General features: G+C 60.2%; 9 protein-coding genes and 1 tRNA gene. 3 read left to right on the top strand and 7 right to left on the bottom strand.

Annotated elements, in window-relative coordinates:
• Positions 1-141: 141 nt before the first annotated feature.
• Positions 142-4,641 (bottom strand): glutamate synthase-related protein, encoded by a 4,500-nt coding sequence (locus AC27E8_RS14455; RefSeq protein WP_487099959.1) that lies wholly within the window; start codon positions 4,639-4,641, stop codon positions 142-144.
• Positions 4,642-4,820: 179 nt separating this feature from the next.
• Here AC27E8_RS14455 and AC27E8_RS14450 point away from each other — a divergent pair, with 179 nt between their 5' ends.
• Positions 4,821-5,309, top strand: a complete 489-nt coding sequence (locus tag AC27E8_RS14450) for an N-acetyltransferase (RefSeq protein ID WP_487099958.1) — start codon at positions 4,821-4,823, stop codon at positions 5,307-5,309.
• Between the two features lie 82 nt (positions 5,310-5,391).
• Here the strand turns inward: AC27E8_RS14450 and AC27E8_RS14445 are convergent, their stop codons facing one another.
• The 3 genes from AC27E8_RS14445 to argC are packed head-to-tail and all read right to left on the bottom strand — an operon-like array spanning position 5,392 to position 8,402.
• Positions 5,392-6,561, bottom strand: coding sequence for an aspartate aminotransferase family protein (locus AC27E8_RS14445; RefSeq protein WP_487099957.1), 1,170 nt, complete (start codon positions 6,559-6,561; stop codon positions 5,392-5,394).
• The gene (gene argB / locus AC27E8_RS14440; protein WP_487099955.1) at positions 6,558-7,349 is read right to left on the bottom strand and encodes an acetylglutamate kinase; all 792 of its coding nucleotides are present in this window, start codon (positions 7,347-7,349) and stop codon (positions 6,558-6,560) included. Before argB ends, AC27E8_RS14445 begins: the two co-directional genes overlap by 4 nt.
• Before the next feature lie 6 nt (positions 7,350-7,355).
• Positions 7,356-8,402, bottom strand: a complete 1,047-nt coding sequence (argC, locus tag AC27E8_RS14435; protein WP_487099954.1) for an N-acetyl-gamma-glutamyl-phosphate reductase — start codon at positions 8,400-8,402, stop codon at positions 7,356-7,358.
• 173 nt (positions 8,403-8,575) lie between these two features.
• Between argC and AC27E8_RS14430 the strand changes: the two genes are divergently transcribed.
• Positions 8,576-8,845: a hypothetical protein gene (locus AC27E8_RS14430; RefSeq protein WP_487099953.1), complete on the top strand. Its 270-nt coding sequence runs from the start codon at positions 8,576-8,578 to the stop codon at positions 8,843-8,845.
• A 108-nt stretch (positions 8,846-8,953) separates the two neighbouring features.
• A tRNA-Arg gene (locus AC27E8_RS14425) sits at positions 8,954-9,029 on the top strand.
• Between the two features lie 142 nt (positions 9,030-9,171).
• On the opposite strand, the gene AC27E8_RS14420 is transcribed toward AC27E8_RS14425, so the two are convergent.
• The 3 genes from AC27E8_RS14420 to AC27E8_RS14410 form a co-directional block, all read right to left on the bottom strand.
• On the bottom strand, positions 9,172-10,719 hold the full coding sequence (locus tag AC27E8_RS14420; protein ID WP_487099951.1) for an anthranilate synthase component I family protein: 1,548 nt from the start codon (positions 10,717-10,719) through the stop codon (positions 9,172-9,174).
• Between the two features lie 24 nt (positions 10,720-10,743).
• Positions 10,744-11,310, bottom strand: a complete 567-nt coding sequence (locus AC27E8_RS14415) for an anthranilate synthase component II (RefSeq protein WP_014463965.1) — start codon at positions 11,308-11,310, stop codon at positions 10,744-10,746.
• Between the two features lie 147 nt (positions 11,311-11,457).
• Positions 11,458-14,577 carry a glycoside hydrolase family 2 TIM barrel-domain containing protein gene (locus tag AC27E8_RS14410; RefSeq protein ID WP_487099950.1) on the bottom strand — a complete coding sequence of 1,040 codons (3,120 nt, stop codon included), beginning with the start codon at positions 14,575-14,577 and terminating at the stop codon, positions 11,458-11,460.
• Positions 14,578-14,609: the final 32 nt, after the last annotated feature.

Below are 14,609 nucleotides of genomic sequence, written 5' to 3'. Positions count from 1 at the left end.
CAAGGAAGCGTCAGTTGATCGTCCTTGCATCATTATACACGAATCTGTATATCTATCAACTCCGGCTGTGGCGCGTATCCGCATAGGCCTCCGGACAGTCGAACGGCCGCCCCAGGGGGACGGCCGCCCATGCATCCATCTTTATTCCGTCGCGATGTCCTGATCCGTGATCTCGTGCGCGGGCTCGACCATGAGGAAGTGGAGCGACGGGTTGTCGATGAGCTTCTGGAGCCGGCGCGCCTCCTCGTGTTGGCCGTAACGGCGCAGTTCGAGCTGGTATGCGCCCAAAAGCTCGACGATGTCGTTCCGGCCCTGCGCGTCGATCACGCGGAGCGCGACCTTCGCGCCCTTGGCAATGCGCCGCCGAAGCGCCTTTTCGTCCAGGCCCATCTCCGGATCGTGCCGCAGGTACACCCGCCCGCCCGTCATGCCGGAGCAGATCCACGGGCCGGGATCGCCCAACACCACCGCGCGGCCGCCCGTCATGTACTCGAAGGCGAACCCCTTGATGTTCGCGCGGTTGGCGATGTGCGAAAGGTCGCCGCGCACCGGGGCCTCTATTTCGCCACCGATGACGACGTCTGCGCCAGACAACCGGATGCAGGCTCGCGCGTCCGCGTTGCCCTGGATGATGAAGAGCCCCTTGGCCGCACCGTACGCCAAGCCCTTGCCGACCGATCCGCCGCGCCAGACGCCGTCCGCACACTGGCCCTTCAGCACGACAATCTTGCCGCCGAACGCGGCCTTGCCCACGCCATCCTGCGCGCCGCCCAAAGCCACGGACACCATGCCTTCGGTGTGGTAAGCCGCGAATCCGGCGCCCGCCACGCCCTCGTGAACGATGGGGCCCACCTCACCGCGCCGCTTCTGGCGGATGCTCTCCCCGGACAGCCTCGTGCCGAGCGCACGCGGCACGGCTCGGATGGACGTCACTCTGGATCCCACCGCCGTCACGACGCCGTCCGTACCCGTCGCCGCCCCAACGGCTGCCACGTCCTGGATGACGTCGCCGTACGCCTCTTCAAACGTGCGGTAGCGGATGTGACAACCCTGACCCAGGTATTCCTCGCGGACCCGAAGCAGCCACGACGTGTCGAGCCGAGCGTCCTCGCGCAGGTTCACCAGCAGATCGCTCCGGCCGACGAGGTCCTGCGTGCGCTTCGCGCCGAGCTTGCGCGTGAGCACCTCGACATGCTTGCCCACCTCGGAGAAGAAGCGCACCAGTTGCGAGACCGCGCGGTCGAAATCCTGGGGCTCAAACTGTTTCAGCCCCTTCGCCTGCGCCTCGGCGAGATCGTGCATCTGCGTCGCAATACCGACGTGGCACGTGTCCTTGTGGCAAGCGCGGCAAGCCGTGCAGCCAATGGCGACCATCGCCATGGTGCCGAAGCCCACCCGGTTGGCGCCGAGCAGGATGGCCTTCATGACGTCGTGCCCCGACTTCATGCCGCCATCCGCCCAGAGCTCCACGTACTCGCGGAGTCCCGCTTCGCAGAGCGCCTCATGGGCCAGCTTGACGCCAATTTCCATCGGCAGGCCGACGTGGCGAATGGCGTGCGCCCGTGCCGCGCCCGTGCCCCCGTCGAAGCCGGACAGCGTGATGATGTCCGCCCCGGCCTTCGCAATGCCAACGGCGATGGTCCCGATATTCGGCACCACAGGCACCTTGACCGCCACTTTGGCAAGCGGGTTGATCTCCTTGAGCTCGTAGATGACCTGCGCCAAGTCCTCAATGGAGTAGATGTCGTGGTTGTTGGACGGCGAAATCAGGTCGACGCCCTGCGTCGCATTGCGGGCCGCCGCCACCTGCGCGGTCACCTTGGAGCCAGGCAGATGTCCGCCTTCGCCTGGCTTCGCGCCCTGGCCAATCTTGATCTCGAGCACGTACGCGTTGTTGCAAAGGTCCGCGTTGACGCCGAATCGGCCCGACGCAATCTGTCTGCCTCGGTTGCGCGGATACTTCTCGAGCAGGTCCTTGATCTCGCCGCCCTCGCCGTTCAGGCAGACGATGTTCATGCGGTACGCCGCCTCCGCGTACGCGCGGTACGCCGTCTCGTTCTGGGACCCGAACGACATCGAGCTGATGACCATCGGATAGGCGTGGCCGTCGATGGTTGTGTCGATCTCGCCCTCGGCCGGTTCGATGTCCTCCCGGAACCCGAGCAGGTGGCGAATGGAAATCGGGTTATCCGTCTCAAACTGCTGCAGCTTGGCGACAAATTCCTCGTACGGCAATTCGCCGTCCGCCACGGAACCCGCTGTCTTCCAGATGCGCGGATACAATTGGAACAACCGGTTGGGACGGATGCTCTTCCGGTCCTGCGCTTCGTACCAGGTGCGCCGCAGCTCGGACATCTCCTCCATCCGCGCGAACGTCAATCCAGCCTTTTGCGAGCCGCAGAAGTTCGGGATGGCGAGGTGCTCGGCCACTTCGTCCGCCAAGCCGATGGCGCTGAACAGGCGCTCGTACCCGCGGACCTCATGGATGCCGAGGGTTGAGATGACCTTCTCGATACCTTTTGTCAGCGCCTTGTACAAGTTCTCAATGGCGTGCAGTCCGCCCTTGTTCGCCGCGTATTCCCACATGTGATACGGCACGACCGCGTCTGCACCGACCCCGAGGGACACCATGATGTCGTGCAGGTTGCGGATGCCGCCGCTGCGCAAGATCAGGCTCGTGCGCCGGCGCAAATGCTCGCCCTTCTCCTTGGCCGCCGGCCGCAAGAGCGCGCGGTGAACCGCCGACACCACCAGGAACGGGTCGATGTGCGGCCCGCGGCGAAATTGCAGGCGATCATCCAACACAATGACGTTGGCACCCGCCTGCACCGCTTCCAGCGCCTCGAGCGAGAAGCGCTCCAGCGCCTCCGGCACACTTTCGCCGTCGCGGCGGTGGATCAAGATCTCCGCCGTTCCATTCGGGCTCGTGCGCAGCATGGCCAGCGCGTCTTCGTAGCAGACCGTGCCAAACCGGTGCGCCAGGTTTTGAATCTCGTCGTACGCTACGCCGTACGACTCAGGCAGTCCCTCGAGCAGGATGGGTGCCTGAACCTCCACGCGCGGCGCCTCCTGATACAGCCCATCGAACGAGGGCCGACGCCCCAGGACGCAACGCGTGCTGAAGTGCTCGATCTCGCGCTCGCGGTCGATGGCCGGGTTCGTCACCACGGCGACGGTTTCATGCAGGAAATCGGAGAGCAGGGTCGCTTCTTCCGACAGCGCGCCAATGGGGCTGTCGAAACCGAGCGACTTGATGGGCTCTGCCCCGCTCTGGATCTCCTGATCCATGAGCTTGAGATCATCGTCGCGGAAGCCAAACGCCAGCATGCGAATATCGAGCGGCTTCGCGTCCCGCTTCGCATGCGCGACGTCCTGACTCACGCCGTACGGCACGGCAAAATGGAGATTGCGGTGCTCGCCGCGAAAGTTGAATCGCTGCTTCGCGAGTTCCAAGACCTCGAGCTGCAGCTCGTCGTACGTGTAGATCTTGACCCCCGTCTCGCTCCACCGCACGCCCACCTTCTCCCCTGGCGCGAGCGGCTTAGGCTCAGCCGTCCAGATGTCGAGCGGGACAATGCCCTGCTCCGAGGAGAAGTAATACGCCGTGTCCGATTCGAGCTGCCACATGGGCCGGAGGCCGAGCGCGTCAACGCTGAACACCGCGGCGTTGCCGTAGCGCATCATGACGCCCGCAGGTCCCTGCGCAAACGGCCCCCAGAGCGACCGGTAATACATGTACAAGTCCGACAATTCTTCTGGCATCGACTTGATCTCATGAATGATGGGCGGAAACAGCAGCTCCGCAGCTTCGAACAGCGACCAGCCGCGCGTCGCCACGAGTGCGCAAAGCGTCCTGTCGACCATCTGCGAATCGCTGAACTCCGGCCGCACCGGCACGCCAATCATCTTCGATTCCGTGTAAAACCGCGCAATCGTGTTGATCTCCCCGTTGTGTCCAAGGCAAGAGAAGGGCTGCACGCGCGGGAAGGACGTCGTCGTATTCGTGGAATACCGCGTGTGCGCAATCACGAATGCGGATCGGCAAAGCGGATTTTGCAGATCCTTGTAGAAGCGATACAGCGTCTCGTCGTTGCCCACGACCTTGTACACGACCTGATCATGGGAAAGGGAGGCGACGTGGACGCCCGGCAACTCGTCGATCTCGGCAAACGCCGCAAACACGCGCGCGTCGTCCCGATGAGGCAGGCACCCCGCCATCTGAAGGAAGTGCGGCTTGACCTTCTTGCCAAGCGGGCCGAGCACGGATTCATCCACGTGATCCTCGACAACCGCGACCGGCTCCATGCCATGGTGAGCCAAGACGCGCAGAATGGGCTCCTGAGACACTTCCTTCTCCAACAGGAAGTGACCCACCCAAAAGCCCGGTTCGTGGACGAGCCGCCCTGATTGCCCGAGGCTCTCGAGCCGCGAAGCCCACAGCGCTCTTGGAATGTCCAACAGGAGACCGCACCCGTCTCCTTCGTTATTGACGTATCCCGCCCGGTGGCGCATAGCGCGAAGGGCGTCCAATCCGTTTCGAACCGTGTCGTACGAGGGTTGTCCTGATTTCTCAATCTGCGAAAAAATTCCGCAGGCATCGTATTCGCGCTGCAGGTCGGTCGTCAACTTCTCCAGTTCCACCTGTGCCACTCCTTTTTTAGCACAATATTTTGACACTCTATCTCTCTGCGCGTCAAGTCTTCGTGTACAGCCAACGAGCAACGGGCGATCCGAAACGGCTATGAAACATTATACGACTTCTTGAATAATCATGCCATCCCGTGTTATAACATGAGTGCAACGGGAGAGGAGGAGCCGCGTTGGACATCCGGAAGGCGACCTCAGCGGACGTCGAAGATATGCAACGACTGATTCAACACTTTGCCGATATGGGACTGATGCTGCCGCGCACCATCAAATCGCTTTGTGAGCATCTGCAGTGCTTCACGGTCGCAGTGGAAGATGGGCGCGTCATCGGCGTTGGGGGATTGCACGTCCTGTGGACGGATCTCGCTGAAATCCGTTCGCTCGCTGTTGCGCCTGAAGCGCACGGGAAAGGCGTGGGCAGTCAGATTGTCAAAGCGCTGTTAAAAGAGGCGGAAGACCTCGGCATCGCGCAGGTGCTCTCTCTGACGTATCAGACCCGATTTTTTGAGAAGCTAAACTTTCACGTCGTGCGGAAGGAAACGCTGCCGCATAAAGTGTGGAAGGATTGCATCTACTGTAACAAGTTCTATCACTGCGATGAAGTCGCGATGGTTTACTATACGCGCCATTTCCAGCCGTTGAAACAGGCGCAGGAAGCCTGATCACCTGCAGCGCCAACGCAAGAATACTATAGCAAATTCAGCGCAATTGCGAAAGACCAAACCACGTGGGCCGCGCCCCTCGTCAGGCGCGGCCGACTTTTTTGACGATGGCCTCAAATTCTTCGATGTGCTGTTCGTCGATGATGAGCGGTGGAACGACGCGAATGCGCCGAGGCCCGCACGCGGTCACGAGCAGCCCGCGCTCCGCGGCGCGCTTGCGCCACGTCGAGGCGTCGTCCACGTCAAACCCCCACATAAGGCCCAGGCCCGTCACGCCGTCGAAGTTCGCTTCGAGCACGCGTCGAAGCGCCTCGCCCACCCGCTGGACGCGTTGGAGGAAGGCCGGATCGCGCACCACATCGACCACATAATTGGCCACCGCCATCGCGAACGGATTGCCGCCGAAGGTCGATCCGTGCATGCCAGGCGTAAACGCCTCCGCCACATGCTGTTTGGCCAGAATGGCTCCCGTGGGAATTCCATTGCCCAGTCCCTTCGCCATGGTGATGATGTCCGGCGACAGATCAAAGTGCTCGAATCCGAAGAAACGCCCCGTTCGCCCCACACCGGTCTGGACCTCGTCCACGATGAAGAGCGCGCCCACTTGCTTCGCGCGGGCCGCCAACCTGTGAAGCACGCCGTTGTCGACGGGCCGCACGCCCGCCTCGCCCTGCACGACCTCGACGATGCACGCCGCCGTGTGCTCATCCAGCATCTCCACGGCGCCCTCATAGGTCTCCGCCACTTCAAAGCCGGGCACAAGCGGCGTCATGCCCTCGCGGTACTTGGGGTTGGACGTCACCGACAAGGAGCCCATGGTTCGACCGTGAAAACTGTTGGGCAGCGCCACCACGCGGGTCTTCTCGGGATGCCCACTCACGTACTGATACCGCCGGGCGAGCTTGAGGGCTCCTTCGTTCGCCTCCGTGCCCGTGTTCACGAACATGGCCCGATACGGCCCCGTGCCGCGATCCGCCAAACGGGTCAACTTTTCCGCCAGTGCGACCTGACCCTCAATGAGAAACAGGTTGGAGACGTGCAAGAGCGTCCTCGCCTGCCGCTCTATCACCTCGGTCACGCCCGGATGCGCGTGGCCGAGGTTGCACACGGCGATCCCCGCCGTGAAATCGAGGTACCGCCTGCCCTCGTCGTCGTACACATACGCGCCCTCGCCTCGGACAAGGGCGATATCTCGCTTGCCGTAGTTCTGAAACAGGACCTGGTCCGCCAACTGCCCCAACGCCGTCTTCATGCCGTCACTCCTTCGGTCTGCACGGCAAGCCTCGTCCCACGGGCTCGCCTCTCGCTCGTTCCTAATGCGGCCATCCGCACGGCCTCCGGGTCCCGCCCGTCGACCACCCAGACTTCGCGCACGCCGTGCCGAACAGCGTGTAGCACGGCGTTCACCTTGGGAATCATGCCTGTGCTGAACGCGCCTGCCTGGAGGAGATCTTCCAGTTCATCCGGCGTCGTATCGAGCAGGAGATCGCCCGCTTCAAAGTCGCGGTAGATGCCCGGCACGTCGGTCAGAAACACCAGCCGTGTCGCGCCGAGTTCCCGCGCGATGTGACTTGCAGCATGGTCCGCATTGATATTGTAGGGCTGCCCCGCGGCGTCGCGGCCGAACGGCGCAATCACCGGCACGCGCCCCGATGACACCGCCGCCTGAATCGGATCGACGCGCACGCCGGCCACGTCCCCCGTGCGAAGCCGCCCCACGTCCTTCGCCACGACGATCTCGCCATCCGCCAACGCGGCCACGGGCACGCCGCGCCGGGCCAGCGTTTCCGCGATGTCGCGATTGCATTCGGCGAGCGCGGCCATCACGTGCGGCATGGCTTCGTCGGTTGTCTGGCGCAGTCCATTCACAAAAGGGAGCTCAATGCCCGCGTCCCGAAGCCGCTTAGAAATGCGCGGCCCGCCGCCATGCACCAACACCACTGGCCATCCTCTTCGCCTGGCCTCCTGCACGGCGCCTGCGAGCGCCGTGTCGGCGCCCCCTTGGAGGGACCCTCCGAGCTTGATGACGATCACGCCCATCTCACCTCACATCCACAGCGGGACGAGATTCAGACCCTCTCGCTCAGGCCAACCAAACATCAGGTTGGCGTTTTGGACGGCCTGCCCCGCTGCGCCCTTCCCGAGGTTGTCGATGGCCGTGAACACCTGAAGCAGCCGCGATCGCTCATCCCAGCGCACGGCCACGTGGCACTCGTTGGTCCCGTTCACGGCCTTGATGTGCGGCATCTCGCCGTCCGGCAGCAACCGCACAAACGGCTCGCCTTCGCAAAACGACACATACCGATCATACACCACGGGGGCTGCGTCCGGCGGAATGGGGACGTACGCGCACACCAAAATCCCTCGTGGGACCGGCAGAAGCTGCGTCGTGAGGAGCACGCGCACCGCGCCGCCGAGCGCCCGTTCGATTTCAGGCGTGTGCTGATGTTGGCCCACCCGATACGGATACACGTCGTTCGCGAGCTCGCCGAGGTGAAGGTGCTCCTTCGGCGCACGCCCTGCGCCGGTGACGCCGGACTTGGCGTCGAACACGATGGGCCCCTTCAGGTCCGCCAGGAGATTCCCCAGAGGCAAGACCGCGAGGGCGCAGGCCGTCGCGTAGCACCCGGGGTTCGCCACGAGCGACGCCACCCGAATCGACTCGCGATGGCGCTCAGGCAAGCCGTAGCACGCTTGTGCGATGGCCTCTCGCGGCAAAGGCGGCTTCCCGTACCACGCTTCGTACTCCTCCGGCGGAAGCCGGAGATCCCCGGACAGGTCAATGACCTTGACGCCGCCATCGCTTCCAGCCTGCACAATCTCCCACGCCACTCGTCCCGAGTCCCCGGAGGGCAATGCGACGAAGACGAGATCGCACAAGTCCGCGGCTTTTTGGACATCTAGGGGCTCGACAGGCGGCAGCGCGTCCGCCAGCGCATGCAGATGGGGCAGATGCGCATCAAGTGGACCCGTTCGAGCGCCCGATCCGGCCAAGTACACCAAGGTCATACGCGGGTGTCCCGCGACGAGGCGCACCAGTTCCATGCCGGCATATCCGGTGGGACCCACGATCCCGACCCGCACGTTCGACATGTATAAACATCCTCCATTCTGTATTGATATTCAGTATAGCGAATGGAGGATTCGAAGGGCAACTTCCGTTAATTTACAATCAAGCCCAGATTGCGGGCTCTGTGCGAATGCCCGTATCGCCGGGCCGATGTCCCATCATTTCATGCAGTAACTTCGCAAGGAGGGATGTTCGCATGGGTGCATTTGGCGGATACACCCGATGGGCTGTGGTGTTCCTGGTGATTTTCGTGCTGTTCTTTCTCCTTGTGCCGGCGGGCGTCGGCGTGTACCACACAGCGCCCGCTCCCGCGCCAGTCGCGACCGTGGCGTACACCGAGTATGACGAGGTCATCGAAACGGGGCCGATGTATGGCTACGCCCCTCACCCCCCCATGGCACAAGGCCCTGTCATGCACGAGGAATACCATGAGCCCTACGATGCCGACGAATCGAGCAGCCTTTGAAGCGAGTGCCAAGGCAAGCCCTGTGGAAGCGCCACCGCGCCGTCCAGCGATTGTCGCTGGACGGCTTGCATTCTCCCCATCGCCCTGCTATGATACATATCGTCGCTTGCGTCCGTAGCTCAGTGGATAGAGCGCTGGCCTCCGGAGCCATAGGTCGGGGGTTCGAATCCCTCCGGACGCGCCAAAGGAGAAGGGCTGTCTCGAAGGTGCAAAGGCGCCTTGGGACAGCCCTTTTCGCGCGAGTTGGGGCTAACCAAGCCAGGCGGCGCGGGCGACGAACTCATCGTCAACTCACACCCGCGCCATCCGCATGCGCGATTCGGGCGTCACTTTGCTGGAATGGGTTTGGTGCGCAGCCCGGTCAAAACGTCTAGGATGGCCCCTGCTTTGAAATGGCATTCGTCCCACTCTCGCTCCGGCACCGAGTCGTAGACGACGCCTGCACCCACCTGGACGTACTGCACATCCCCGATGGCCACCACGCTCCGAATGAAGATGGCCGTGTTGGCATTGGCCCACGCGTCGACCATCCCGATGAATCCTCCGTACGGCCCGCGCCGATACGGCTCGAGTTCGTCGATGATCTCCATGGCCCGAATCTTGGGCGCTCCAGACAAGGTACCGTTTGGAAAGGTGGTCAAGAGCGCGTGGAACACGCTCACGTCGTCGCGGAGTTCCGCGGTAACGCGGGACACCAGGTGATACAAATGGGAGTACCGCTCCACCACCATCAGCTCCGGCACCGCGACGGTCCCCGGCTTGGCGACGCGGCCGAGATCGTTCCGACACAGATCCACAAGCATGACGTGCTCCGCGTTCTCCTTGGCATCTCGCTTCAGCTCCGCCACGAGGCGAGCGTCCTCCTCTGGAGATGATCCGCGGCCGCGCGTCGTCCCGGCGATGGGCTTCATCTCCGCCCGCCCGCGGAGCGCGCGGAACTGCACCTCCGGGCTTGCCCCGTAGAGCACCATGCCGGGATACTCCGCCACAAACATGTAGGGAGACGGGTTGAGCCGCCGCAGGCGATCGTACGCGGCGAGCGGCGGCAAGCCGCCGCGCACTTGCATGCGGGTGGAAGGAACCACCTGAAAAATGTCGCCCGCCCGAATGTACTCGACGGCGATCTCGACATTCCGGCAGTACATGTCCTTCGGGACGTCGTAGGTGATGACGGGATCGTCCGCACCGATTTCCGCCATCTCGTCCAGAACGGGCGGTACCGCAAGCCCCTCGCGGCAGACCGTGGCGATGCGCCGCTCCGTCTCGTCCAGTTCCTGAGCGAGTTTTGCATCCGCGCGCAGCACCGGCGCGTCGTCCTGGCGAAACACCGTGACCGTGCTGCCCGACAACTGCGCGACGGCCGCGTGCCAGAGCAGGCGGATTTCGGGAAGATGGCGATCGTCCTCGGCCGTCATGGGCACGCGCTCCAGGTAGCGGATGGCATCGTACGCCACGTAGCCGAGAAAGCCGGCGCTGAACGGCTCTCCGTCCGGGCCGCACAAGAGCTCGCACAGCGCCGAGCGAATCCTGTCGAGGAGTGCCATGGGATCTTGGGTCTGCACGTGGATGACGTTCCCGCCGACCACGCTCTCCCACGGATACGGCGCGCGCGGAACCTCGACACCGGCCGACCGCGCGATGGAAAACAGGTGAGCCGCGAGATCCGGATGAGCGAACACGCTGACGACGTGATCGCGCACCTGCACCTCGACGAGCGGCGCCATGCCGATGAGGCTCATCTGATAATCGCTCGGAATGTCTTCTCGCCCAGCCTCGAGCAAAAAGACGCGCCCAGGGCCGAGGTCATCGCGGAGCGAGAGGTAAAGATAATACGGATCGACGCCCATCTCCGCGGAAAGATTGGATTGTCTCATCGTGAAATCCCCTCCGTCTCGCCATCACGCCACGTCCGCCAAAAAGTTGCGGATCATGGTCTTCCCGTGGTCGGTCAGGATGCTCTCCGGGTGAAACTGCACGCCCACCGCGCCCGTCGGCCGGTGGCGCATGGCCATGATGTAGCCGTCTACCTCGGCCGTGACGACGAACGCGTCGGGAAGCGACTCGCGTTCCACGACCAGGGAGTGATATCTCGTGGCCCGAAACGGAGAGGGGATGTCTCGAAACAAGGGGTCTGAGCCATTGTGGAGAATCATCGAGGTTTTTCCGTGAACGGGTTCTCGCGCGCGGACGACTTTGCCTCCGTATGCGTACCCGAGGGACTGATGGCCTAGGCACACGCCCAACAAAGGCACGCGCCCCGCGAAGTATCGAATGGCGTCCACCGACACACCCGCTTCGCGCGGGGAACACGGGCCGGGAGACACCAGGACCCCCGCGGGCCGCAGCGCCTTCAGTTCTTCCAAGGAAACATCGTTGCGGCGCACGACCACGTCGGCACCCAATTCCAAACAATATTGAACGAGGTTGTAAGTGAACGAGTCAAAGTTGTCGATCATCAACAGCATCGCTATCCTCCGCTCCCCTCATCTCAACGGGCCTCTCGGCCCCCTCTGCTCGGCTGTGCTCTGCTCAGCAACCGTGATATGTCTCTACAATACGCCGCCCCCCGGCGCGCGTCAAGGCCGCGCCGGGAGAGCAAATACCATGTCAAACTAAATGAACTTCAACCTTTCCGTGACCACTTGATGGAGGATCGACTCATCGATCTCGTGTCGCGCGAATGGTGCGAAGCACACAGTCCATTCGAATGGCTCAGTACGCAATTGATGCTCAGGAAGAGGACCAGGACCACAACTCGCGCTGCCAAGCCCATGGTGAGAAAAGTCAATTCGGAGGTATCTCCAAGGACGTTCTTCTAACTCATATGGATGCCGAGCGCGCTCGAGGTCCTCCACACTGAATCTGCTCACTTGAAAATTCAAAGGTTGTAGGCCTGTTATGAACAGACCCTCCATGTATTTATTTGTAATCGAGATCCAATACACATCTGTCCGATTACCGTTCTCTTGCGGATACACATACGGGGTATAAAGTTCATCAGCCAACCTCCTATATCTCGCAATGAGTTGTGACTCCTTAGAATCGCGGTAACTCTCACCGGGTCCTCGTCCAAACCAACTCACGTATTCGAAGTCGAGGTGCATGGTCGTTAACAGTCCTATACGAGGCAAGGTTGGAGGATAAGCTCCTTCGGGTTTACCGCAAATTCGTACCATGACCAACCCACCGCGTAAGAAAATGTACTCATACTGCAACGCCATACCCCAGGAGAGCCCGGCAGGCGCGACACGCGACTCAACTAGAGCGCGCACGACGCTGTCATGTTTTTTGATTTCTATGTTTGACACGGACTCTGAGAGCCGATCGACACCGTAATCGCGCCATAATTTAGCAACCGAAAACATTTCTCGATTCGGTGGATCGTCATTATCTGTAGGCGCTCTCCAAAACGACATTGAGAGCGGTGACATAATGATTTGTGAGCCACGATATCCTACCCCAGAGATCCTCCCCCGCAGCAAATCGAACTTAACGGAGAACGAATCGTCATAGATGCATAGACTATTACCCTTTTCTACGATTTCAAATCTTGTAACCGGCCGATATATGTCGATGCTTGCATTCTGGCAACTGCGTTCAACATACTCGCAAAAACTCGCAACTTCGTGGAGCGCTGGCGCATAGTCGGTTGGGTGGCGCAAAAGGAATCTTACAGTCAGAGTCAAGCACCGATCTCTGTGCCGATTAAGGATTTCGGCGCATGGTACCCTTATTTGTCCAATGCTCCTGGGTGGTAGTGGCTCTAGTTCAAGTATGCCACCGGCCAACACTGACTGTTCATCCTGAAGCGACCACTCCGCTACTAGGCAATCGAGACAGAGAAAATCATAGCGGTTCTGTACCTTGATGATCCCTGATGAACGATCGAGCTCAAGAACTCTTACCGGCTCAATTGCTTTCTTGTACTCGAAAAGCCCCGGCGAAGGAGTTCGGTCAGGAAATAACAGTCCGTCAATAACGAAATTTAAGTCGTTCGGAACATCTCCAAAATCACCGCCGTACGCGAAGTACGGTCTGCCATCAGATGTATAGGCCAGAATTCCGTGATCAATCCACTCCCATACAAACCCACCCTGCAACCTTCGCTGTTGATAAAATAGCTCAACGTACTCCTTAAGACCACCTGGCCCATTCCCCATCGCATGGGCAAATTCACATAATATATGTGGTTTAGGAAGCTCCAACTCCCCAAGCCTGCTCAATTCATCGACGGATGTGTACATTGTGCTGTAGACATCCATCACGGCGTGTTGTAAATCAGAACCAAGCTCTAGCAGCCTCCTTGTTTCACCTTCGTAGTGTACGGGTCTCGTCGGGTCTATGGCCTTTGCCCGTTCTGCCATGGCTCTATGGTTACGACCATACCCAGACTCATTACCAAGAGACCACATAATTACACACGCATGATTGCGGTCGCGGCAGATCATCCGTTCCAGGCGATCCACGTATGCCTGTTCCAACTGCGGGTCATCACTCAATCGATCCCAGTTACCTGTTAATGTAAAGCCGTGGCACTCGAGATCTGTTTCGTCTAGCACGTACAAACCGTAACGGTCGCACAGATCATAAAACACAGGATGGTGAGGGTAATGACTGGTACGAACGGCATTAATGTTGTTCTGTTTCATCATCTGCACATCACGAATCATCACATCCAGCGTCAAAGCTCGGCCGAGACGGGCGTCGTGCTCATGCCTGTTTACTCCTTTGAGCACAACGGGTGCTCCATTGATTTTGAGCTGTCCGTCGGAAATCTCAATGGTCCGAAAGCCTATTTGTAACGCAACATGTTCCGCGTACGAGGAGTCTGGATTCACTGACACCAACAACGTGTACAAATTTGGCGTTTCCGCCGTCCAAGATCGTACGTTGGGAACTTCAACCCCGTAGGTGACGACTCCATCGGATAACACCCTGTGCTCAAGGAGTACACAATCCCGCATGCTATCAATCAGTTTAAACTTTAAGGAAACAGGCTGAGATATAGTTCCCCCAAGTTCCACTGACACATTCAAATGCCCTGTCCGCCCGTCTCTCCCCAGGAGTGCTTGAACGCGAACGTCGGACAGGTAAATCGGAGGCCTCTTCAGAATATAAACATCCCTAAAAATCCCAGAAAGCCACCACATATCCTGATCTTCTAGATACGACTGAGCTGACCATTGGCACACTATCACGACAAGTACATTTTCCCCGGCATGAACAAATCGAGTAATGTCAAATTCAGAGGGCAACCGGCTCCCGTACCCGAAACCAAGATCATGACCATTAACGTAGACTTGATACAATCCATCGACCCCTTCAAACCTTAAGTGGACCCTACTTACATCGTGATTTTCTAGGAAAAATCTAGTACGGTAACAACCCGTCGGGTTTTCCGAAGGAACCCGCGGCGGGTCAACAGGGAAAGGATACATGACGTTTGTATAGTGTGGTCGTCCATAGCCCTCTATCTGCCAGTTCGAGGGCACGTGTATCTCATCCCAGGAGGAGTCGTCAAAACTAACCCTAGTCACATCTGTCGGCACGGCAAGAGGACTCTCAAACAGACGAAACCTCCATTTCCCCTCCAATGGTAATACTTGTGTCGAAGCGCGATTAACACCAAGCGAGAGCGCTTCCCGCTCCGTGGAGTGCGGAATGAAATATGCACGAGGCGGCAACCGATAGTCTGAAGGCGGGTAGAAACTCTCGACATATTGCTGTTCCACTTGAATCTCCTCCATGCGTGCAAAAGCTGGGC

The sequence above is a fragment of the Alicyclobacillus sp. CIJ1 genome (assembly GCF_057538885.1).
The sequence above is the reverse complement of the archived record's forward strand: the minus strand, read 5'-3'. Positions and strand labels throughout refer to the sequence as shown.